Raw genomic sequence first — 24,093 nt, 5'->3', positions numbered from 1 at the left:
GTCAATTGAACGGGGATTTTTTCATTTTTCTAAACAGTGATATCAGCTAAGTTACCCTTCTGCTCAAGCCACTGCTTACGATCTGCCGAACGCTTTTTCGCAAGCAACTTGTCGAGTAAACCTGCCGTTAAGTGAACATCATCTAAATCAAGCTGAACTAAACGACGCGTGTTCGGGTCCATAGTCGTTTCACGTAATTGAATCGCGTTCATCTCACCCAATCCCTTAAATCGGGTAATTTGCGGATTTCGATTACCTTTAACATTTTTCAAAATAGCTTCAAGCTCATCATCATCAAGCGCGTAATAGACATCTTTACCAATGTCGATACGGAATAATGGTGGCATTGCTACATACAAATGCCCTTCTTCAACCAATGCTGGAAAGTGTTTAACGAATAAGGCGCATAATAAGGTCGCAATATGTAAACCGTCAGAATCGGCATCGGCTAAAATACAAATTTTGCCGTAACGTAGTTCAGATAAATCATCACTGCCTGGGTCTACCCCGATGGCAATCGCAATGTCGTGAACCTCTTGAGAAGCGAGTACTTCATCTGAAGAAACTTCCCACGTATTTAAGATTTTTCCACGAATTGGCATGATCGCCTGAAAGTTTTTATCGCGCGCTTGCTTTGCACTACCACCTGCTGAGTCACCCTCGACAATAAATAACTCACTGTCCTCACGTGTTTGGCCAACACAGTCTGCCAACTTACCCGGCAATGCAGGGCCGGAAACAATTTTTTTACGCTCGACTTTCTTTGCTGCTTTTAAACGACGACCTGCTTTAGAAATCGCCATTTCAGCCAGTTGCATCGCGATTTCAGCATGTTGGTTTAGCCAGAGTGAAAAAGCATCTTTAGCAATATTTAAAACAATATTTGATGCTTCACGACTCGAAAGACGCTCTTTGGTTTGACCTGAAAACTGCGGCTCTTGGAACTTGAGCGACAAGATATAGTTCACGCCATCCCAAACATCTTCTGCCGAAAGTTTGAGGTTTCGTGGCAGCAAATTACGCAGCTCACAGAACTCACGTAATGCCTCAGTTACACCTGAGCGTAAACCGTTCACATGAGTACCACCTTGTGCAGTTGGAATTAAGTTGACGTAACTTTCTTGAACCTGTTCACCGCCTTCTACATTCCAACAAATCGCAAATTCACAAGCCGCACGGTCTGCCTGACCACTGCTCACAAATGCAGGGTTTGGCAAGATTTCGCGGTCTTGTAATTCATCCATCAAATAATCGACGAGGCCATTTTCAAATTGCCACTCGATTTTTTCATCATTAATTTGATCAATATAAATAATTTTTAAGCCAGCCGCTAAAACAGCTTTGGCTTTTAAATTGTGTTTGAGTGCTTTTAACGCAAATTTTGGACTATCAAAATATTTAGCTTCTGGCCAAAAATGTACAGTTGTACCTGTCGCACGTTTTGGTGCTTTACCCTCAAGAACAGCTAAAGGTGCTACTGGTTCACCCTGCTCAAAGGCCATTTGGTATAGGTTACCCTGACGTTGAACTTCGACCTCAACCCGTGTTGATAAAGCGTTTACAACGGAAATGCCCACACCATGTAAACCACCCGAAAACTGGTAGTTATCGGTACTGAATTTACCACCAGCATGGAGCTTGGTTAGAATAATTTCGATACCACTTTGTCCATATTCAGGATGTATATCGACTGGCATACCACGGCCGTTATCTTCAACCGACAACGAACCATCTTTATAAACCGTGACACATATTTTGTCGGCATGACCAGCTAATGCTTCATCAACAGCATTATCAATAACTTCTTGGGCTAAATGGTTAGGTCGAGTCGTATCGGTATACATCCCTGGACGACGACGAACAGGGTCTAAACCGGAAAGAACTTCAAGCGATTGAGCCGTATATTGTGTCACGTTGTACGTTTTCCTTATTTGATGGTGTGCGCAAAGAATTCGATCACTAACGGTAATTTTTCTTCAAAATCTTCCATAGCATGATTGCCATGAGCATCCGTCAAAATCAATGAGGATGGCGTTGCAGCACTATAATAGCGTTGTGCTTGACGATAATCCAAAATTTCGTCGCCTTGTTGCAATAAGACGAGTATTTTGTCGGCATTTTCAGGTTGATTCAGTTCCAGTTGTTCTAACTGCCTTAACTGAACATGGTCAATTGACCATTGATCATTCACCACATAGGGCATACTTTCAACTTGAAATAACTCATCAAACAGTTTCCATGGTTGCATAGCAGGGTTAATCAGTACAGCTGGAACATTATATTTCGCGACAAAATATGTCGCAAAAAACCCGCCAAGGCTACTACCGACTAGGGCTACATCTTGTAAAGACTCTATCAGCTCTGAAACTTGCTCAACCACTAGATCAGGAGATCTATTTAAGTCTGGCAAATGCACATTTATGCCCAATTCGCTACAATACTGTCTAAGACTCAGCCCTTTAATTGAAAGAGAGCTACTATTAAAGCCATGGAGGTAGATAATATTCATATATTTTCCCTCTAAATTGAGAATAAATTCACATTTTTGTTCTCAGTTTGTATATAAAAACACTATTGTCAGACAAGAAAAACCACTCAACTAACCATTCATCAGTATTTTAAAAACATGTGTTATTTAAACTACTAAGATGGAAACGTTAGCTGCCGTTGATAAAAAGTACAGCTTAAAACGTCAGTTATAACGTATATGGGGAAAAGATATGCCGAGCTTAACACCACTACATGAAACTTATTGTAAATGGGATCGTACGCCACCTAGTCAGGCAGACGTATTAGAAGGTTTAGCTCAACTGTTCAGTACCAGCTTAAATGGTGTACATGAATTAATTCAAGTTATTAATATTGAAGTATTAAAAAATGCTTTTGGTGTGAGTACACAAAATGCTAAAAACTTTCAAAAACGACCATTTGTGCAAAAGGCATATCAATTTTCTTATGGTGCTTTACAAAAATACGGTAGTTGTTTTTTAGCACCAAGCTTACGTCATATTATTGAAAAATATCCCACACTTCACGAAAAACCACTCACCCCAAGCCTACATTTTTTAGTCGGCATTTTGAATGGGATTTTTGGGGATTATCTACTGAAACAGCATAGCCCCCTCGCCTTACCCATGGTGTTATACGATCACTACGGTGCAATACAACAAGGGGAACTTGCAGGCCGTATTGTGATTTTAGCTCATGGTTTGTGTATGAACCATCTGACTTGGTCAAATGCACATTATGGTGGAATTGGGGAACGTCTGTTAGCACAGCGTGACCATAACACGATGTTGTATTTAAATTACAATACAGGCCGACGCATTTCAGCCAATGGACGCAGTTTTTCGAACTTATTAGAAGACTTGGTCCAACGTAATCCAAGAATTACCAGTATTGATATCATTGGCCATAGTATGGGCGGGCTAGTATCTCGTAGTGCCTTGTTTTATGGCAAACAAAATATGTATCAATGGATTCATATGGTCGAGAATCTAGTCTGCATTGGCTCACCACATCATGGTGCAGTTTTAGAGCGCTTTGGCTTTACCATACAAGATAAACTTGGGGCTTTCCCTTTTGTGGGCTTACTCGGTCAACTGGTTAATATTCGGAGTAATGGTATTTTAGACTTACGCCACGGTAGCGTTCGTGATGATGATTGGGAACATATGGATGCCCGTATTGGTATGATGGATGATAACCGCGCGCCTGCTCCACTGCCTTCACACATCAACACCTTTTTAGTAGCAGGGACCTTAGAATTTGAAAAGGTGCGCAATAAAGCGTTAACAGTAATTGGCGACTACTTAGTGAGTGTAAAAAGTGCACTCGGCGAACATCCTAATCCACGTTTTCAGCTTAAAGTTCCAGACTCACATAAAGCCGTGTTTTATGGCTTAAATCACTTTGAGATTCAGTATCACTCGAGTGTTGCGGAACAGATTACTCGTTGGTTATATCCTCATGCTAATGATTACGTTCAAGAAGGTATTCAAACCCATATTATTGATATGCCGAACTATACGCTCGAAGATTTAGAAGGGATTGTAGAGACGTAAAAAAAGCCCAACTTATGTTGGGCTTTTTTATAGAATCTAAAATATTTAAAAAAAAGCTCTATAACTATTGTTTATCTTTAAAAAATAAGTTGTCTTTAATATCTAAAACTTCATCAGAATAAAGATAGTATTTTCCTTTCTTAAAGACCACTTTTCCTAACTTTTCACCACTTTGAACTTTAAATAAATATAGCTCGTTATTTTTCTCTTTCACTTTGCATATATAGGATTTATCAACTTGAAAGCCAGCAATAGAATACTCACACTTTTTTGGTGTTAGTGTTAAGACAGATTCTATCGTCGCAACATTTCCACCTGGTAGTTCTTCTGAACTATAATAATGATAAGTACCACTCCACTTATCTGTATTTGCAAATGTGTTAGCAGAAAAAGCCAGCAATAATAAACAAAAATTTTTCATTTAATTAATTTATAAATAATCAAGTTAAACTATTATAACCATATCGCAATACAATAAAATATTTTATTATTTTATAAACCAACTATTAAAAATACTCTTTTTGAAAATTCATTCTTATCACTATCACTAAATCTAGAGAAATATATGAAAGAAACTGTTGTTTTTGACTTGGATGGGACATTACTATCGGGTGACTCTACAAAGGCATGGCTATCAGATAAATTAAAATCCAATATTTTTAGATTTATCGCTGCACTTATTGTTACGCCCATCGCTTTGCCTCTTATGAAATTTAAGAAATATAAATCTAAAGGTGCTTCATTGTATTTATGGATTGCAACGTATGGCTTGAACGAAGAAGAATTAGAATACAGCTTTAAGAATTTCTCTATGAATATCAAAAACAATTCTTTCAATTCATTATATTGGTTTGAGCAAGGTATAAATGAAGTTAAAGATCATTTAGCCAATGGAAGAATTGTGTTTATTGCTACGGCTGCACCAGAAAAGTTAGCGAATGTTTTACTCGAGTCTATCAATCTAAATGTAAAAATTATTGGTACTCCTCTACAAAACAAGCTGGGAGGATGGATAAGTGGGATACATTGTAGGTCTGAAGAAAAAGTAAGAAGATTGAATAAGCTTGATATCAAACAACCTTGGCTTGCAACATACAGTGATGATATTGAAGATGACTTACCTATTTTGATTAGCGCTAAACTACCCTATTTAATTAACGGGGATAACAATAAAATTAAAAATATTAAAATCAAAAATTTAAAAATATTAAATTGGTTTTAATTTAATAAAAAGATTCTTTAAAAATCAAATTTTTTAAATCCTTATTATCTTTAATTTTTTTTGGAAAATTCTATATTATCGAATTTTTAATTATATCCATAATAATGTATTTAAAATCTTTGTTAACTTAGTACAGTCCAGTCTTACTCTTAATTACCATCTCATCTATAACAAGGGTATCTATTAATTTTTCTTATAAATATAAATAAAAACTTAGTACGGATACTAAGTTTAAAAATATATTACTAATACATCTTTATTTGAAACTAAAATTATTTGCAAATAATAAAATTAAAAAAGATAACTTTATGGTGCATTAGAATTTCGTATTTCTAGAATCTCATTGCAATCTTTAGCATTAGAATAAGCGAAAATTCGCTTGTCTTGATTTTCTAATAAAAGAGCATCTTTATTTGAACCAAAAGCATTTTTAGAGATATCACACTTATAAGAAGTCAATCTAAAATTGCTTAAATTTTCACATTTAGGTTCAGCATTAGCTTCATCAAAACCATACCAACCTGTAATATTTTTATTTAAACATGAAATTTGATTTGCTTGAACATCATCTTTTGTATCGACCACCTTATCTGTAATTACTGTTGGTTCACTTACTGGTAAAGCCTCACTTATAGCTGGAGATTGTTGCTCATACACTTCTGTATGTATTACATTCGATTCGTTATTTAAGCTACTTGGTGTTTTCTCTTGGTCTTTATTACTACATGCAAATAAAGCACCTATAAAAATTAAGATATAAATATTCTTCATGATTTAATGCTCATAATGATGCGCTATCTAAAAATGGTGTAGGATCAATTAAATCCGACCGCCGCTTATAAACACTTGTACCGTTTAAAGTGCCTTTATTATTTGGATTTGAGTACATTTCCAAATGCAGCATCATACTTGGAATACCTTTAGTTGTTAAGCTACCTACATAAGCTATTACTTGACCCTTTACAACTTTATCTCCAGCTTTTACTAAAGCTTTACCCTTTCTAACTTCCCCATAACGAATGATATGTTTTGGATGAACAATTTCAATAGCATCTGTATTATCATAAAAATAATAAATATTTCTTACTACACCATCAGCCATCGCTCTAATTTCGGTTCCTGCTGGTGCATACAGATCACAACCTGCGTGTTTACGTTTTCCACCACTACGATTAGAACCAAATCGAGCAAATCCATTTTTATATGAATTTGTCCGTGCCTTTAAAGGGAATAAATATGAGCCATCATCTTTTGGCTTATCTATTCTTAACTCAATAACTGGCATAGGATTCTTCAATACAGCGGTATAAAGTACTTGTTCTTTACTATCAACATCTACAACAATTTCAATTTTCTTCCCTTCTTCGCCCCGATGTTTTTTTAATCCAATCCCATCTTGCCCAGTATAATGTGTTCTTTTTGCGCCATTATATTTAATTGAATAAGCTAGATTTTCTTCCTTACCTGTCTCTTTATTTATTGTTTTAATAGTAAAAGCGACATCACTACCATATTGTTTAGTTAAAGGATTACCATTTTTCTCTGTATGAACATTCTCTATTCTTCCTAATGAAGGAATAAAATCAATTAAGTAATCAACAAAGCTCTCTTCTTTCTTAGATGACGTTTCTTTCGCTGGGGTTGCTTTTGCTGGTACTGTCTTACTAGGAGGATTTGGAGCTACTCGAGGCATCTGTATTGTTGTAGCCGCAGAATTTAAGTTGACATTAATTACGGAAATACTTGGATCATTTCTTAATGTCAAAACAGGTTTCTTATTTGAAAGTAGCAATTTATAAACAAATGCATTCAACATTTTTAATTGAATAAAGCCATTATTATCCGTTGTTTTCTCTATTTCTCTGCCTCTATATGAAACAAAAAACTTAGTACTTTTTAAAATTTTACCTTTACTATCATGTATCTTCAATTTCACACTGACTAGCTCTAATGGGACTGATATACAACTATTTTCCATTCCTTTTGTTACGGATATTGTTTTTATTTTTTGGTAACCTTTACTTCCATTTACCAATATGTCTAAATTTTCACCCTCTTCTGCAATTATACCAGTTTTTATTCCTGAACTATCAGAAGTATGCTCTTTGATCTTACCTTTATATCTTACAAAAAACCTCATATTCGTTATTTTTCTATTTGTGTCACTTTCTATTATGGCTATATCAAATTTTATATCTTTAGAAGCATTTGTTTTCACCTCATCTTTCTTCGAATCAACAGTTTTCTGTTCAACAACAACTTTTTCTTGTTTTGGCTCTGGTTCAGCAGGTTTTTGTAAAACAGATTGAATTTTAATATCTTCACTTACACTTAATTCAATAGATTGTTTTTTATCAGAGGCTTGGGTAATAACAGCTGATTGTTTTCCATCTGCCTTAATTATAATTTTACTGCCTGGATGTCTAATAATAACAGGTAATAGTCCTTGCTCATCTGACTCTGCATTTACAATAAACTTTGATTGTTTAAACTTACCACTATATTCAGATTCAATAGTTACTTTTTTATTTTTTGCTATTTGTCCAATTTGGTTCTTTAATTTTATATATATTTTTCTACTACAACAGCTTTCTAAGTCATAATGGTTAAACATCTCAATATATTTACTAATATGAACATTATTTCCATCTACTTCTTTATAATTTCCTTTAAAACCTGATATACCTAAAAAAGAACCTAAGCCTCCGTCACCAACTAAATGAGCCCCTGCAATAGCACCCGATTCAGTAATTTCAATTCCATTGATTATTTTCCCATAGTATTCATTAAAACTTCTATTTCTTAATCGTTTGCAAAGAAGATCTATCCATTCTCCAATGATTTGAACCTGCTTAGCAGGAGATTTCAAAAAATCTGATAAAGAATTAACACCATTGTGTCCAGTCCAACTCCCTGTCCAATCGTTTTCTTCAGTTTTATCAGAATTATCTTTCCAATGCTTATAATAACCAAGATCGATAAGTGCAGCTTCCCCAAACTGGAAAAAACCAATATAACCCAGAGAATTTTTATTTTGGCTTGCTCTAATGTTTACTGGTGCCGTTAAGGGCAAACTTAAATCTGATGAAGATTCCATTCTTGAAACGGCACAAATAAATCCATATCGCGTTAATGGATATGACTTTTGATTTATAGATTTACCATTTTTCATTTATTTAAGTCCTCAAAACTAAATCGTTTAATATCAATTTTTTTATTATTGATATATGAACTTAAAATAGGTTTCATTTTCTCAAAATTCCCCAATCCAGGGCAACTTAACTCAACACCATTTTTATTCGCTTTTTTTGTTGGAAAAAATTTATCTTCAAACATATCATAGCGACCTAAATTTCTAAAATATGAAAAATAATTATCATTAGTATCACTAATGATATTTATATCACTATGATCATTTTTTAGATAAGCATAATAAACTTGGTATTTATTTTTATTCACTTCAATAACTTGACATTCCCCTGTTGACATCCATTGAGGATCTTTTGGGTTTAAGCCAATAGTCTTTACAAGCTTTGCTTTATTGTTATCTTCCCAAATTTGTTTACATGGGACATTAACTTTATCAATTTTGATACTTTCATTCTTATTTTTGAAGCTATCCCAAATTTTTTCACAAGCATTTTCTTCAGCAAAAGCTTGTATTGAGATAAATGTGCTCAGTAGCAATATTAGACTGCGTTTCATCTCTTAAACTCCAAATTTATTAAAATCATCTTCTAGATCATCTTTATATTCATCATCTAGCGCTTCTGCAAGCTGGCTCTGAATTCCATCATCTACAAAATCCCCAGTATCATGATCATAAATATCTTCATTTAATTCCTTCGTAGGTATAATACTTTTATTGTCATTATTGCTAATAAATTGAATTTCAATAGTATCTGATGAATCACTAAATATTCTTGGTGTTCGACCCATTTCATCTAACATTCCAACATATTCTGTATTCTTTGTTTTATTGATAACTTTAAATCTAATTTCCTCTTTCAAATTTTCTAAATTGAAAATATCACTAAAATCAAATCTTCGACTAAAAATTCCACTCTCAGGCATTTTCGGCAACTCAGCATTTACTGTTGCCCCACTCGTAAACAAATGCTGCCCAGCTTTACTTTCAAACTTGCCACCTGTTGTTGAAAATACGCCATCCGCATTAATTTTGAGCTGAGATCCACCTGCTGTTAAAACAATTTCTTTTGGACTGGTAAGCTCGATTTTTTCTTCAGTAGAAATGAGCTTGATGACCTTTTTAGCAATTGCTTCAATAGCATCGTCTTGTGCTTGTAGTTCGAGCTTTCCTTTTGCTGCATAAGCACGGAAACCCTTTTGCGCGGCAAACAAGCTTATTTTATCTTGCGCATGCCCAATGATATTTTTCTGTGCACTTAAATTAATGGAGCCACTAGCACTTTCTGCAATATCTTGCGAAGCTTGCAAAATAATATTTTCAGGTGTCGTCAAGGCAATGCCATTTGGCGATGCTAATAACATCAGCGCTTGTCTAAAAATTTTGCCTTGTTCTTGCTGTTTACTATCGGAACTACTTTCTAAACCTTGGGTATAACCTTCCATAAAGCCTTGCAAAGAACTTAATGCTTTAGAAGGTGATACTTCCAATTTACTGCCTTTACTAAATGTTCCACATACACTCATCATGTCAAAGTCTTTAGTCTCGACATTTGCCAAGACTTTTCCAACCTCTTGAATACTTTCAAATGGATTTTTATGAATGCGGTCTTTAATACTGGCAAGTTTTCCTTTAACGATGTCGGCACCATGCTCTTCAACATTTTCAATAAATGCTTTTAAATTTTCTACCGCATCTTTGGCATCAGTAAAGAAAGCATTAAATTCGTCTACAACGCCTTTTGCATTTCCACCTAGTGCACCAATGTCTTGAATAAAGCCGCCACAGTCTTTTAAAGCATGAATAGGATCGTTATTAATACCTTCTTTAAATAGGTTTACCGTACTATTTAATGCCTGTCCTGTGGTTTTTAGCTCAAGTGACTGGATGAATTTGGGTAAGCGATTAATCACGTTCAAAGCATCAGTCTGTTGCTTTGCTGCAACTTCACTGAGCATTTTCATGCTTTCATAACCTTGTGAAAGTAAGGATTGTGCTTGTGCCGCCTCTAAATGGTCTGCAATAGCTTGCTCTTGTGCATAGGTACTAATGAGCATGCCTTTACCTGCACGCACAGCTCCCCAAGCATCTGTTCTAAGCTCAAAGCCTTCACCACGACCCTGACTCGTCGCTTGTTCTTTCGGATGGCTCAAGTTGCCTAAATTCAGCTGTGTTGCTGCATGACTACTTTGTAATTGGGTACTAATTTGCCCCGTTGTGTCATCAAAGCGTAATTGGTTAAAGCCACTACCACTGATTTCCTGACTGCGAATTCCGCTCAGTTTTTTAGTATCAGGAAGCTGCCCTTTCACATCGAACTTGGTTGGTGAACGCTGCGCTTCATGGATGCGCCCAGTCACAAATGGACGGTCAATATTGCCATCAAAGAAGTCAATGACCACCACTTCACCAATACGTGGTAAGAAGCGTGCTCCATAGCCTTCGCCTGCCCAAGGAGTTAGTACATCCACCCAAGCTGAGTCAGTATCGTTATCATTGCTACCTGCGCCACCATCATGCCCATGATCATCACTACGGGTGAATAGAAAACGCACCTTAATGCGCCCCCATTCATCAACATGAATAGTTTCTCCCTCTGGGCCCACGACTTTGGCTCTTTGCGGGTAAGCAATTGGGCGATGCTGTTCTGGATTATATTCAGGTGCCGTCTTGATCTGACGGCGTATTAGGGTCAGCTCATTACCTTGGCGCTCAATATCATCATAACCATGTTTATCCCAACGACTTTGGGTTAACAACTGGCTAACTTGCTGATGTAAATCTTTCGGTAGGTTATTTTGGTTATAGAAATTTTTAGCAATAATCAGGAACTCTTGATCAGCCCCTTCATGCTGATCAATTTCAGGATGCTCCTGTAGGTTAAACCAATAGCCGACTTGACTATCACGGACACTACTATACGCCTTAAAGTATTTGGCCTGACTCGCATACATATCCGTAAATTGCTGATTCAATTTCTCTAGCTGATTACTAGTTGAAGCAGTGGCCTGATCTTCCCCTTTCAAATCTTGCATCCAAGCAGGACTTACATGCCATGCTTGTTCAAGACTCAAACTCGCTGAATCAAACTGCTCTGAATGTAGGTGTGTAGTGATAACTGAACCTACACCTTCTTCATGTGCTAAAGCATCAGGTTGCCAACGTTGCACATGTACAGCAGTCGGCTGCAAAGTCCGCACCGCAACAAAACCTGTAATGCTATCTTGATATTCTGTTGCACTACTTCTGTGATAGCGAATGCTGCGACGTGCTAAAGGTTGATACTGGCTATTATCATCAACCAATCTAAGTTTTTGAGGTTGTATAGATGCAGTAAAGTGAAGAACAAAAAGCTCTGCTTCATCAATTACCCAACTAACGCCTTCACTTCGCCACAAGCGTGTAAGAAAGTCATAATCAGATTCATTGTGTTGCATGATAAATGGGCGAATATCATAACTCTGACTTAAACCACTGAGGTCGAGTCTTAAACTTGTCGCAAAAAGTGGACTTCTTTCTTGCCATTCTTTAAATAAAACTTCAGTGACTTCAATAATGCTTTTATTCATAAAAACACGACTATTACGGCGCTTGTGCCATAAGTTTGTCGCGTCTTTTAAGGTGAGTTTATAAAGTGTTAAAGCACCGTCACTCTGCCCATAACTCGCTTCTGTCACAATTCCAGTAGTTCGAAATAATTGTCCAGAATCAGTGACCTGATCAACAGCAACTTGCACACCTATAAACTGCTTCAATGCAATTTGGGCACTCGTTGAAAGGCAGATCAACTCAGCTTCCAATCCCCCATTTAGCTGATGTTGGCCTTCTATACGTTGTAAAAAAACTTGGCTATTGAGTAGTTCATTAGAAAATTGCACATGGACGGCACGTTTCTGCGCACTTAACCCTATTTTTTCCAAAACATTAAAGATATTAAAAAGCATTTTTTATAATCATAAGGATATAAAACGGCTGCACTTTATAAAAAACAGACCTATCTGTCTACATCATTATTCTTTTTTTTAATTTGTTTTCTTATATTTTGACCTATTCCCAAGCAATAAAAAGCCCAACATAGTGTTGGGCTTTTTTATAGAGCTTTAAGCTCTTTTTTTGGTTGTCTTAAATACTGGATAAAAACGGAATAACTGCCATAAACAGACCAGTAATAGTAAGAGGAAGTAGACCAATGACCAAACTGGTAAAGATTGACCTAAAAAAGTCCAATCAATTGCTGCACATTCACCTGAACCCGACAATACTTCTTGTAAAACCGTTTTCATTGGTAAGGCATCAATTAAATAATTTAAACCTGGGCCACAGCTTGGTACTTGATCTGGTGGTAAATGTTGCAACCAGACATGACGTCCTGCCACACCCACTGACCATAAAATTCCAATGCCTGCTAAAAATGCATAAAAACGTTTAAACGCATTGGAAACTGGGTTATGCAAAAAGGCTATGAGTGCTACAAGGCCCATCGCCATTAAGCCAACACGTTGAAAAATACAGAGCGGACATGGCTCTAAACCTTTTACATGTTCCAGATACAACGCAAAAGACATGCCGACTATACTTGCTAAAACAAGTAGTCCACTCACCAAACGGTAACTTAATCGCATGTAAAACCTCGTTTTATTATCGATATTGTTCAAGATATTGATCAAAACTGATCTTGGTATCTTGCTCAAGTTTTTCTTGCTGCTGTAAAGATTGCGCAGCCAACTGTTCAAAATGTTTCAAAGTTTCCACACTAAGCTCATGCTGTTCATAACTTTCAGCATGTAACTGAGCCATGTGGCTACCAAAACTCCAAGTTCCACCATGCTTTAACGTATCGTCAATGACATGGGCAGATAAAGTTTCATCAACTTCATCAATTCGTGCTTGCATGACCGCCAAAGCTGAACCATACAAGTCCGTTGCATAGGTCTGATCGAGTAGCTGTGCACAATCTTGCATTTTTGCAATATGTAAACGTGCCCAATCTTCGATGTGATATGACCCAGTTAAATCTGTAATGGTTGCGTTTGGCGCTCGACCTCGGTTCACCACCTCTGTTTGATTTTTCTCAACCAAGTCTTGCTCAGGACATAACAAGTCGGGGCTATCACTTAACAAACAATAAAGTGCTAACACTTCAAGAAAGCCTGCTGTCGTTTCATCAACGCCAATTGCCGAGTAGGGATTTACATCTACTGCACGTAACTCCACATAGCCCACGCCTCGATTTTTTAAAGCTTGAGACGGTGTTTCACCTGCTTGAGGCACCTGTTTTGGACGTACTAGACTGTAATATTCATTCTCAATCTGCAAAACATGATCATTAATTTGCAACGGCTCACCAGATGCATCATTTAACCCTAAACGGCTAAATGGTGGGTAAGGAGAATGAACGGCTTTTTGTAAACCATCCAGATAGCCAGACAAATTGTTGTAATGAATACCTAAGCTTTTTTGGGCTGAGTTTTGATAGCCCAATCGCCCCATACGGAGTGCTGTAGCATACGGTAAATAGTATGAACCTTTGATTAAAGGCAACAAATGATGTTTGTGTCCGGTCAAGAAACAACGACATACTGTTGGACTCGCGCCCACCAAGAACATGACCAATGGTGTTAAACGAATAAAATTACGAATAAGGCCAAAATAACGATGGCTACGATAATCCTGCAAACTTAATGATTTTAATTGTTCGTCAGTTTCATGAGCTTGTAGCTCAGCAAAAAGTGTATCTGGGAAAGATAAGTTGTAATGCACACCTGAAATGGTCTGCATACGACGACCATATCGAATTCCTAACCCACGGCGATATAGTGTTTTAAAACGACCAATATTAGAGGTGCCGTACTGCGCTAGACGAATGCGTTCTTCATTGTCGTCTAACATACATGGCATAGACAGCGGCCAGAGTTTTTCACCATTTTCTAAATGACGATGCACAACCGCATGAATATCGGTGAGCTCATGTAAAGCTTCTTCAATGGTTGGCTTAGGTGAAGTAATAAACTCCATCAACGCTTCTGAATAATCAGTCGTAATTTTTGGATGTGTTAAAGCTGAACCTAATGCTTTCGGATGTAACTCTTGTGATAAGAACCCATTACTTTGCATACGTAGGCTTTCACGCTCTATTCCACGTAACATGCCTTGTAGTAGCGACGAATCCACCCAAGCAGGAATAACTGATTGAGATGGTGTAGTGGGTTGACTCATGCATTTGCTCGCTTATTAAAGATCACTATATACAAAATCGTGAGATGATACGGTTACTTATATAATCACATCATTCCAGTTTGGCAATTTTTATCACAATCTTGTTATTTAAGACACGAAAGAATTGTGATTTTATTGAAGAATAATTGCTAAAGAGTTGTCAATATCATGAACGAACAAGACATTTTAAACTTCTGGTTTTCTCCTGAACACCGTTCACTTTGGTTTGCAAAAAGTGATGATTTTGACAAAAAAATCCGTGAAAATTTTTCTGATGTTCATCGACAGGCAACTCAAGCAGAACTCTGGTCTTGGCGAAAAACAGCAGAAGGTCGTTTGGCAGAGATTATTGTACTAGACCAGTTTTCTCGCAACATCTATCGTGATCAGTCCCAATCTTTTGCCTATGACAGCTTGGCATTAGCTTTGGCACAAGAAGCAATTAGTTTGCAACTCGATGCACAGCTTAATCCAGAGCAACGCTCTTTTTTATATATGCCGTTTATGCATAGTGAATCAAAATTGATCCATGAATTTGCCTTGAAACTATTTCAACGTCTTGGCAATGAAATTAACTTAAGCTTTGAGAAAAAGCATAAAGTCATTATTGATCGATTTGGACGCTATCCTCATCGCAATACCATTCTTGGACGTGTTTCTACTCCAGAGGAAACCGAATTTTTATTAGAACCGAACAGTAGTTTTTAAAGCTTATTAATTTTTAATGCTGAGTCATCTTTGTTTTAATGCTCAGCTGGGAGTTCACCATGAAATATCTCTCTCTTTGTTTAGCATTAGGCGCTGCCTTAACTTTAACTGCTTGTGCGACGACTCCAAGTAAACCAAAAACCTTTGATCAACTTGGCCAGTTTTCCGCATACCCTTTAAATGCGCAAACGTTTCGTATTAGTTTCCAAGCCGATCCGAATATGAGTTACGGTGCAGCTGAAGAAATCACTTTGGTAAAATCAGCACAAACGACCGTGCAAAAAGGTTTCCGCTTTTTTAAAGTACTGAATGACCCAAGTAACCAAAGTCAGAAACCACCACGTCAGGCTGTGGTTTATCCATCTGCGCCGAGCTTTTATCCTTATGGCTATGGTCGTCGCTATCCGGGTTTCTGGCATGATCCGTTCTATGATTTCCCACAAGTGGTCAATATCGACCCTGTTCAAGTGTCGTATACTATTGAATGTTATCGGGATCAAAAGCAGGCTCCTCAAGACGCTTTTGATGCAAGCTTGATCTTGAAATCACTCGGACAAAAATATGGATTGAGTCCGACAGGAGAGCTGTTGCCGCCGCCCGAGCCTCCAGTAAAACAAAAATGAATAGGATAAATTTATGAGCATGGCAGAAGAAGTTCACCACGTGCCCAGTCTTAAACGTAGTAAATATTTTGCTACCCTAGCGCTGATCATCGTCGTTGTGCTGTGGATTGCACTGATGGTAGCCGACCGTTTTCTGCCAGAGTACACAGGTTTTATTCATATTTTAATGCTAGGGGCCGAAGCAGGTGTAGTTGGTGGTCTAGCTGATTGGTACGCGATTACAGTTCTGTTTCGGAACCCTTTTGGTAAGTTACCGATTCCTAAGTTTTTACGGGACCATACTGAGATTATTCCGCGCAATAAGGCACGCATTGCAGAGTCAATGGGCCGTTTTGTACAGGAAAATTTTCTTTCGCCTCAAGTCGTCGAAAAAAGTTTAGAAAAAACAGACTTAAGCCTTGCAATTGGTCAATGGTTGGCAAGTCCGCAAAACAATACGCAAGTGGTGCAGCTCATTCAGCAAACTGTACCGAAAATTTTTGAGTTTGTGAGCCAAGAGCAAATTGCTAATTTTGTGCAAAACAACAGTGTGCAATGGGTACGTAATACCCAAGTCAACAAACTCGCCAGTGAAATGCTGCGTGCAGTATTGGAAAATGATTTCCACCAAGACGTTTTACAACGTGGTCTCGATATCGCTCATGAATGGGTCGTACAAAATCCAGATAAAACCCGTGAATTAACCCGAAAAATGTTTAAAGCACTGGGCGTCTGGTCACTTGCAAGAGGCGCAAGCTGGATTGGTATTGATGTTCAACAACGTACCATCGACTCATTGGTTGAAAAAGTAGAATCGATGCTGGCAGACCATGAACACCCATGGCGGCAAGAAATTGAAACAATTGCACATTCACTCATGCTGGAACTAGCGAAACCCGATAGTGTTGCCAGTCAACGTCTTAACAGTGGTAAAGATGCGCTCCTTGATAGTCCTCAAGTTCTAAATTTTATTAGTGGTGCTGTCACCATTTTGTGTGATGCCATTAAAGAGGATTTAATGAAAGAAGACTCTGGCATTGCAATGAACCTGCGGGCTGCGATTCAGCAGCTCGGTGAAAACCTTCTTCAAAATGTAAAAGTACGTGAAGTTCTCAACAAAGAAATGACAGGACTTGCCATGAATTTTACGGATCAATATAGCCATAAAATCATACGCTACGTGAGTGAACGCATTCATGAATGGGACTCACGTGAAATGATCGGGAAAATTGAAAATGAAGTAGGTGGCGACTTGCACATGATCCGTGTAAATGGTGTGGTAGTGGGTGCATTTATTGGTTTGACACTCGGTGTAATTCGGGCAGTGATTGAATCAATTTTATAACTTTAAATATTTTTAATAAGAGAACAATATGCTTAAGCTACAGTCAAAATTGGCCACTCAAGGCGTGACTATTTTTAGTACCATGACGGCACTGGCACATCGTCTAGGTGCGCTCAACCTGTCACAAGGCTTTCCAGATTTTCCGGCGCCACAAGCCTTACTTGAAGCCTTATCTCAAGCGACTTTAGCTGGACATAATCAGTACCCGCCTGGGGATGGTATTCTCGGTTTACGGGAGCAACTCGCTTTACAATTTCAGCAGCGTGATCAACTTCAACTTGATCCTGTTACTCAAATCACAATTACACCAGGCGCAACCATTGCAATTTTTTGTGCCATACAAGCCTGCATCAATGCAGGTGATGAAGTCATTATTTTTGACCCAAGTTATGATAGTTATGGCCCTTCTGTCGAATTAGCAGGCGGTAAAGCGGTTCATATTGCCCTGCAAACACCCGACTTTAAGGTGAACTGGCAACACGTTAAAGATTTGATCAATGACAAAACACGCATGATTGTGGTGAATACTCCCCATAATCCAACAGGTACGATCTGGGATAAACAAGACTGGTTAGAACTCATTGAACTGATTCAAGATAAAAATATTTTGGTTTTATCCGATGAAGTCTATGAACACTTAGTTTTTGATGGTCAACAACACTTTAGTGCATTGCATTTTCCAGAGCTCAGAGAGCGTAGTTTTGTAATTGGTTCTTTTGGAAAAACCTTTCATGTGACAGGCTGGAAAACAGGTTATTGCGTCGCTTCACCTGAGCTGATGCGTTTATTCCGCCAGATTTATCAATATGCGAATTTCTGTGGTACGACTCCTTGTCAGATTGCTCTAGCACAATATATGGAGCAACATCCAGAACATATTCAAGAGCTTTCGCAGTTTTACCAAACGAAAAGAGATCGATTTAATCAGGCAATTCACAATAGTCGTTTTTTACTTAAACCTTCTCAAGGTACTTATTTCCAAAACCTCGATTACAGTCAAATTCGTCCCGACTTAAACGATGTAGAAATGTGCCAGTTTCTTGCCGAGCAACATAAGATTGTGGCTATTCCAGTTTCGGTTTTCTATCAGCAAGCACCTGAGTCTTTACGCTTGATTCGATTCTGCTTTGCTAAAAATGATGACACTCTGCAAAAAGCAGGAGAAATTCTGAATCAATGTTAATAAATTTAGCCACTTAGCCCTGTAAAAATACTACAAGTCATTCGCTCCAACTATGCTAAGTTGAATATCCGCCCCGCTCATCAAAGAGATGGGCGATGGAGAACACATGCCACCAAGACAGTCCTTAATTCAACAGCAAAATCTATGGAAAACATTTTTTGTTTTCTTGCTACCCTTGATTGCAACCAATATTTTGCAGAACTTGTCAGGAACTATTAACACCATCTTTGTTGGTCAAATGATGGGAGTAGATGCAATTGCGGCAGTTTCTGTATATTTCCCTATCTTATTTTTGCTCCTCGCTTTTATTATCGGGATTTCAACAGGTACGACTGTTTTAGTAGGACAAGCATGGGGGGCGCAAAATATAGAGAAAGTCCAAAGTGTGGTCGGTTCTACCCTGTTTATGACCATCATTGGTGGAATCGTTACCGCGATTCTTGGTGTATTCTTTGCTAAAGATATTTTAGAGTTATTGGGTACTGATCCCAAGGTAATGCATCTTGCTTTGCCCTATGTTCAATGGATGTTGGCGGGTAGCCCTCTTCTGTTCGTTTATATTATCTATACCTCAATTTTACGTGGTGTGGGAGACAGTACAACCCCTTTACTGGCCCTCGCTTTAACCAGTGTCATCGGTGTAATTATTACACCAATTCTTCTCAAAGGTTATTTTGGCTTTCCTGCCCTAGGGATTATTGCTCCTGCTATAGCATCAATTATTAGTTATATCGCAATATTAATTTTTCTCGCGATTTATCTTAACAAGAAAAATCATTCACTTCGGCCGAATCGTCAGCTTCTGCAACATATCCGTCATAATCCAGAACTAAGCAAAATCATTTTACGCTTAGGCGTCCCAACTGGTATTCAAATGATTACGACCTCAATGGCGGGTTTAGTTATTGTTGGGTTGGTTAACCATTATGGTTCACATGCTACAGCAGCGTATGGTGCAGTGAATCAGGTGCTCAACTACATTCAGTTTCCAGCGATTTCGATCTCCATCGCAGCCTCAATTTTTGCAGCGCAAGCGATTGGTGCGGGTAAATCAGAGCTACTCGCACGTGTTACACGCACCGCTTTAGGTATGAACTTTTTATTTACAGGTACCTTAATTGCACTTGGTTATCTATTTTCAAAATATTTAATGGCTTTATTCATCACAGACCCAACTGTGGTGGTGTTAGGACAGCAGCTTTTATTTATTGTACTTTGGGCAATTTTATTCTTTGGCGCAGGTGCCATTTTTGCATCTATCATGCGTGCCAGCGGCACCGTGACCGTTCCAATGCTGATTAACATCTCTGCCATTTTATTTATTGAAATTCCATGTGCTTACTGGTTTAGCTCAATGTGGGGACTTAAAGGCATTTGGGTTGCCTATGCCTTGGCATTTGTCAGTCTATGTATTATTCAAGGCTTGTATTATCAATTTATCTGGAAGAAAAAGACGATCAAAGTTCTTATTTAGAACTATTTAAATATTATAAAAAAAGCCATCAATTGATGGCTTTTTTGCATTGAAAATTATTTCATTAACTTAGTCACAATGGTTGAAGCACGTTGGTATCCGGTCGGGAATAAACGCTGGAATGCATCAAGAATTTTTGCATCACTACCAATCAATAAACGGCGTTTATTTTTCAAAACGGCATCCAAGATTTGACGGGCAGCTTCTTCTGGAGGAGTACGAAGTAGCTTGTCAAAGTTTTGAATCGATTTAGTCGGGTCCATACCTAAACTAGTCAAACTGTCACTCATTTTTGCAGCTTTAGCAATATTGGTACGAATTCCCCCTGGATGTACGCACAAAGAACTCACGCCACTTTTTTCAATATCCAACTCTTGGCGCAATGACTCGGTAAAACCACGTACCGCAAATTTGGTTGCATTATAGCCAGACTGTGTAGGTTGGGCAGTCAGACCAAATAAGCTCGAGATGTTAATAATGTGTCCATCTTGAGTTTGCTTAATGAACGGTAAAAATTCTTTCGTACCGTACACAACACCCCAGAAGTTAATTCCAACAATCCATTCTAAATCTTCGTAGGTCGCACCTTCGACAGTTGAACCTAATGCAACGCCAGCATTGTTAAAAATCAGGTTAACAGAACCGTGATCTTGCACAGTTTCTTGCGCCCACTGCTTTACTGCTTCACGATCAGATACATCAAGCTTTTTGGTGGTAACAGTAATATTACTGTATGGCTTTAAAAGCTCGACAGTTTGTTGTAATCCTTTTTCATTAATATCACTCAACGAAAGATGGCAGCCTTGTTTTGCCAAAAGAATTGCTAACTGTTGCCCAATGCCAGAACCCGCGCCCGTAATTGCAGCGACTTTGTTTTTAAAATTTTTCATTGTCCATCCTTTGTTTTTCGATATTTGCACAGTCGGTTCATTGCATGTGCAGTTCAGACATCTTCAATATAATTTTGACAATACTCATTGTCAATATAGTACACTGTAATTTCAGATAGAATGGCACAATTCTTCTGAGGGCTTTATCATAGTGAGCATATTTGGCCAAAACCTATAAATTAGGACACCATTCTTTAGGAAACGACTTATTTATGGCGACTAACGACTCAACCAGTAAAAAGAAAACAAAAAGTGTGAGTAAAGAACGTCAGTTCAAAGGGTTATCTCTATCTGAACGTAAAGAGGCACGCCGTGAAAAACTGATTGAAGCAGGTATTGCGACCTACGGAACGCTCGGTTTTTTTTCAGTGACGGTAAAAGATGTTTGCCAAGAGGCAAAACTCACAGAACGTTATTTTTATGAATCATTTAAGAAAAGTGAAGATTTATTCCAAACCATCTTTTTAAAAATGATTGAAGAATTACAGCAAAATCTGATGCAAGCCGTGATTAAAGCTGCACCCGATCCAGAAAAAATGGTGGATGCTGGTTTAAGAGCACTGCTGACGACCTTAAAAGACGACCCAAGATTAGCTCGTATTATCTATGTCGATGCCGTTTTGGTACAAGAGTTACATAATCAGGCCACCATTCAAGAAACACTTGCGCAATTTGATCGCATGATTCAAGCCTTTGTTATGCTGACCATGCCGCAAATTCAACACCATGAAAATGAGCTCTCTTTAATCGCAACTGGCTTAAATGGATATGTCACTCAAATTGCGATTCGATGGGTCATGGGAGGGTTTGAACAGTCGCTTGAGCAGGTTTTAACCGCATGCCGTATCGTTTTCTTATCTTTATTAGCGCAAGTTTCAAAATAATATTAAAGTTTTTTGACAGCCATAAATGTGCAAAACGAGTTAAGTGATTAAAGTTATAAGCTATTGAATAATTTTAAGAAAATTAAATTCTTCATGTCACAATTTGGTCATAGCTTTGCCTTAGTTTTGTCACAAATTATTGCTAAATTTAATTTTATAGACTTTTCTGCAATGAAATTGTCATAATTAATCTTTGTAATAAGCCTGTCATAACTACAAAACGGTTCACCGTTAAATCTATAGGATATTGCGCTGTGAAAGATGACTATATTTTAATTGTCGATGATGAGCTTCCTATTCGCGAAATGATCCATACGTCTTTGGACATGGCAGGCTTTCAGTGTTTACAGGCAGAAGATGCCAAACAAGCTCATCAAATTATCGTCGACCAACGTCCGGCGCTTATCTTGCTTGATTGGATGTTACCTGGAGGCGTAAGTGGTGTCGATTTATGTCGCCGCTTAAAACGAGATGAAAACCTAGCAGAAATTCCGGTCATTATGTTGACTGCTCGCGGAGAAGAAGACCACAAAGTACAAGGTCTTGACGCAGGTGCAGATGACTACATGACTAAGCCTTTTTCAACACGTGAACTGGTTTCACGTATTAAGGCAGTTCTGCGTCGTGCTAATGCATTAAGTGGTGAAAAAACCATTGATGCCAATGGCTTAATTCTTGATCCTGTAAGCCAGCGTGTTAGCTTTGGCAACAGCATTTTAGATATGGGCCCAACTGAATATCGCTTACTTGCATTTTTTATGACCCATCCAGAGCGTGCATATACACGTGCCCAGTTGCTCGATCAGGTGTGGGGCGGTAATGTATATATCGAAGACCGCACTATCGATGTGCACATTCGCCGTTTGCGTAAAGTTTTAGAACCTTTTGGTGTAGACCGATTTGTTCAGACTGTGCGTGGAACTGGCTACCGTTTCTCAACACGTGCAGATTTAGCCGCAGGTTAACCAAGATTTATGTATGAACCCTACCCCGTCCCCGAACAGGTACGTGAACAAAAACTTTCCCGCTACAGTAGTTTATGGACGTTTGCCAAACAAGATTTACGGCTCTTATTATTTTTTCTAATTATTGCCGGTTTAGTCGGTTTAGGCCTTGGGTATTTCTGGAGCTGTATTTTTATCGCCTTTGTGGTGTTTTTTACACTCCAGTTGCGTTCTTTATATCTGGTCAATGACTGGATTGCCAATAAACCTTATGATGTGCCTCCAAATCTTAACGGGATTTGGGGTGCATTATTATTTAATGTTTACCGTGCTCAGCGTCAGGAACGAATTGTTCAGGCCGAAATGGTCGGTTTAATTGACCGAGCGCAATCTTCCTTAGTTGCCCTTGCTGAGGCCGTAGTTCTAATTGATGACCAACATCAAATCGAATGGTGGAACCCTGCTGCTGAACGTTTATTAGGGATTAGTCCACTTGACCGTGGCCGAAACCTCTTAACGATTTTACGTCAGCCGACCTTTATTGAATATTTTAACAATATTGATCAGGCACCCGATGGGATTAAGCTTCACTCAAATTTTGATGATGACCGTTATGTACAGGTTAAGCTCACTCGATTTGGTGGAGAAAGTCGTTTATTGGTGGCTTACGACGTGACTCGTATGCATAACCTTGAGCAAATGCGCAAAGACTTTGTCGATAATATTTCGCATGAGCTTCGTACCCCATTAACCGTACTGAGTGGTTATATCGAAACATTTACCGATCAGGAAGATATTAGCCCACGCTGGAAACGTGCATTTGATCAGATGCAATCACAAACCAAGCGTATGAATGCTTTGGTCAATGATTTACTGTTGTTATCAAATTTAGAAAATAATAAGAAAATCGCAAAAAACCAGATTATTGAAATGCCGAGCTTAATGAATCAATTGTTTGATGATGCTCAGGCCTACAATGCCGATTATGGACACACGCTCAATTTACATATTGATAGCCACTGTGACTTGATTGGTTCCGACATGGAAATTGCCAGTGCATTTAGTAATTTAATTACCAATGCCATTAAGTACACACCAAAAGGTGGAACGATTACCATTGGCTGGCATGATGATGGCGAACATGCTTACTTTAGTGTACAAGACACGGGCATTGGAATTAATCCTAAACATTTACCACGCCTGACTGAACGCTTCTATCGTGTGGACAGCGACCGTAGCCGTCAAACAGGTGGTACAGGTTTAGGCTTAGCAATTGTAAAACACGTGCTTATGCAACACGGTGCGTATTTAGATGTGCAGTCTAAAGAAAACGAGGGATCAACATTTACCGCAGTTTTTCCAAAAGAAAGACTATATAACATGACCTAAATTTGCCCCTCTCACATTTAAAAA

At 38.2% G+C, this 24,093-nt stretch carries 20 protein-coding genes; 10 read left to right on the top strand and 10 right to left on the bottom strand.

Going from position 1 to position 24,093, the window contains the following annotated elements:
* Positions 1-29: 29 nt before the first annotated feature.
* A complete protein-coding gene (gene parE / locus KTJ10_RS11075; RefSeq protein WP_086266283.1) occupies positions 30-1,913 on the bottom strand; it encodes a DNA topoisomerase IV subunit B in 1,884 nt (627 codons plus the stop codon).
* Between the two features lie 14 nt (positions 1,914-1,927).
* The gene (locus KTJ10_RS11070) at positions 1,928-2,509 is read right to left on the bottom strand and encodes a YqiA/YcfP family alpha/beta fold hydrolase (RefSeq protein WP_206235666.1); all 582 of its coding nucleotides are present in this window, start codon (positions 2,507-2,509) and stop codon (positions 1,928-1,930) included.
* Between the two features lie 211 nt (positions 2,510-2,720).
* Between KTJ10_RS11070 and KTJ10_RS11065 the strand changes: the two genes are divergently transcribed.
* Positions 2,721-4,064 (top strand): hypothetical protein, encoded by a 1,344-nt coding sequence (locus KTJ10_RS11065; RefSeq protein ID WP_199992268.1) that lies wholly within the window; start codon positions 2,721-2,723, stop codon positions 4,062-4,064.
* Positions 4,065-4,128: 64 nt separating this feature from the next.
* Here the strand turns inward: KTJ10_RS11065 and KTJ10_RS11060 are convergent, their stop codons facing one another.
* Positions 4,129-4,485 (bottom strand): DUF5991 domain-containing protein, encoded by a 357-nt coding sequence (locus KTJ10_RS11060; protein ID WP_086266286.1) that lies wholly within the window; start codon positions 4,483-4,485, stop codon positions 4,129-4,131.
* A gap of 144 nt (positions 4,486-4,629) precedes the next feature.
* Between KTJ10_RS11060 and KTJ10_RS11055 the strand changes: the two genes are divergently transcribed.
* A complete protein-coding gene (locus KTJ10_RS11055; protein WP_086266287.1) occupies positions 4,630-5,286 on the top strand; it encodes a haloacid dehalogenase-like hydrolase in 657 nt (218 codons plus the stop codon).
* Between the two features lie 306 nt (positions 5,287-5,592).
* Here KTJ10_RS11055 and KTJ10_RS11050 read toward each other — a convergent pair whose 3' ends face one another.
* From KTJ10_RS11050 to gshA, 6 genes are all read right to left on the bottom strand, one after another.
* A complete protein-coding gene (locus KTJ10_RS11050; RefSeq protein ID WP_262442022.1) occupies positions 5,593-6,057 on the bottom strand; it encodes a hypothetical protein in 465 nt (154 codons plus the stop codon).
* Between the two features lie 10 nt (positions 6,058-6,067).
* Entirely contained in the window at positions 6,068-8,458 is a 2,391-nt protein-coding gene (locus KTJ10_RS11045) for a M23 family metallopeptidase (protein WP_262442021.1), read from the bottom strand.
* The gene (locus KTJ10_RS11040; protein ID WP_086265693.1) at positions 8,455-8,991 is read right to left on the bottom strand and encodes a hypothetical protein; all 537 of its coding nucleotides are present in this window, start codon (positions 8,989-8,991) and stop codon (positions 8,455-8,457) included. Before KTJ10_RS11040 ends, KTJ10_RS11045 begins: the two co-directional genes overlap by 4 nt.
* A 3-nt stretch (positions 8,992-8,994) precedes the next feature.
* Positions 8,995-12,378 (bottom strand): type VI secretion system Vgr family protein, encoded by a 3,384-nt coding sequence (locus KTJ10_RS11035; protein ID WP_262442020.1) that lies wholly within the window; start codon positions 12,376-12,378, stop codon positions 8,995-8,997.
* 156 nt (positions 12,379-12,534) lie between these two features.
* Positions 12,535-13,056, bottom strand: coding sequence for a disulfide bond formation protein B (locus tag KTJ10_RS11030; RefSeq protein WP_199977170.1), 522 nt, complete (start codon positions 13,054-13,056; stop codon positions 12,535-12,537).
* Positions 13,057-13,072: 16 nt separating this feature from the next.
* Positions 13,073-14,650, bottom strand: coding sequence for a glutamate--cysteine ligase (gshA, locus tag KTJ10_RS11025; RefSeq protein ID WP_199977171.1), 1,578 nt, complete (start codon positions 14,648-14,650; stop codon positions 13,073-13,075).
* Positions 14,651-14,818: 168 nt separating this feature from the next.
* Between gshA and KTJ10_RS11020 the strand changes: the two genes are divergently transcribed.
* The 5 genes from KTJ10_RS11020 (at position 14,819) to KTJ10_RS11000 (ending at position 19,962) form a co-directional block, all read left to right on the top strand.
* The gene (locus tag KTJ10_RS11020; protein WP_044102731.1) at positions 14,819-15,358 is read left to right on the top strand and encodes a DUF924 family protein; all 540 of its coding nucleotides are present in this window, start codon (positions 14,819-14,821) and stop codon (positions 15,356-15,358) included.
* A 59-nt stretch (positions 15,359-15,417) separates the two neighbouring features.
* On the top strand, positions 15,418-15,981 hold the full coding sequence (locus tag KTJ10_RS11015) for a CC0125/CC1285 family lipoprotein (RefSeq protein ID WP_086376037.1): 564 nt from the start codon (positions 15,418-15,420) through the stop codon (positions 15,979-15,981).
* Between the two features lie 13 nt (positions 15,982-15,994).
* Positions 15,995-17,305 carry a DUF445 domain-containing protein gene (locus KTJ10_RS11010; RefSeq protein WP_262442019.1) on the top strand — a complete coding sequence of 437 codons (1,311 nt, stop codon included), beginning with the start codon at positions 15,995-15,997 and terminating at the stop codon, positions 17,303-17,305.
* A gap of 28 nt (positions 17,306-17,333) precedes the next feature.
* Positions 17,334-18,488, top strand: coding sequence for a pyridoxal phosphate-dependent aminotransferase (locus KTJ10_RS11005; RefSeq protein ID WP_262442018.1), 1,155 nt, complete (start codon positions 17,334-17,336; stop codon positions 18,486-18,488).
* 106 nt (positions 18,489-18,594) lie between these two features.
* Positions 18,595-19,962, top strand: coding sequence for an MATE family efflux transporter (locus KTJ10_RS11000; RefSeq protein WP_262442017.1), 1,368 nt, complete (start codon positions 18,595-18,597; stop codon positions 19,960-19,962).
* A gap of 56 nt (positions 19,963-20,018) precedes the next feature.
* Here the strand turns inward: KTJ10_RS11000 and KTJ10_RS10995 are convergent, their stop codons facing one another.
* Entirely contained in the window at positions 20,019-20,852 is an 834-nt protein-coding gene (locus tag KTJ10_RS10995; protein ID WP_039766441.1) for an SDR family NAD(P)-dependent oxidoreductase, read from the bottom strand.
* A gap of 212 nt (positions 20,853-21,064) precedes the next feature.
* Here KTJ10_RS10995 and KTJ10_RS10990 point away from each other — a divergent pair, with 212 nt between their 5' ends.
* From KTJ10_RS10990 to phoR, 3 genes are all read left to right on the top strand, one after another.
* Entirely contained in the window at positions 21,065-21,736 is a 672-nt protein-coding gene (locus KTJ10_RS10990; RefSeq protein WP_031949648.1) for a TetR/AcrR family transcriptional regulator, read from the top strand.
* A 254-nt stretch (positions 21,737-21,990) separates the two neighbouring features.
* Positions 21,991-22,701 (top strand): phosphate regulon transcriptional regulator PhoB, encoded by a 711-nt coding sequence (phoB, locus tag KTJ10_RS10985; protein WP_000650776.1) that lies wholly within the window; start codon positions 21,991-21,993, stop codon positions 22,699-22,701.
* 9 nt (positions 22,702-22,710) lie between these two features.
* The gene (gene phoR, locus KTJ10_RS10980; RefSeq protein ID WP_004790120.1) at positions 22,711-24,069 is read left to right on the top strand and encodes a phosphate regulon sensor histidine kinase PhoR; all 1,359 of its coding nucleotides are present in this window, start codon (positions 22,711-22,713) and stop codon (positions 24,067-24,069) included.
* The last annotated feature ends 24 nt before the right edge of the window (positions 24,070-24,093 follow it).

The sequence above is a fragment of the Acinetobacter sp. WU_MDCI_Abxc222 genome, from assembly GCF_025514755.1.
Lineage (GTDB): Bacteria > Pseudomonadota > Gammaproteobacteria > Pseudomonadales > Moraxellaceae > Acinetobacter > Acinetobacter geminorum.
Note: the sequence above shows the minus strand (reverse complement) of the source record. Positions and strands in the feature narration are given on the sequence as shown.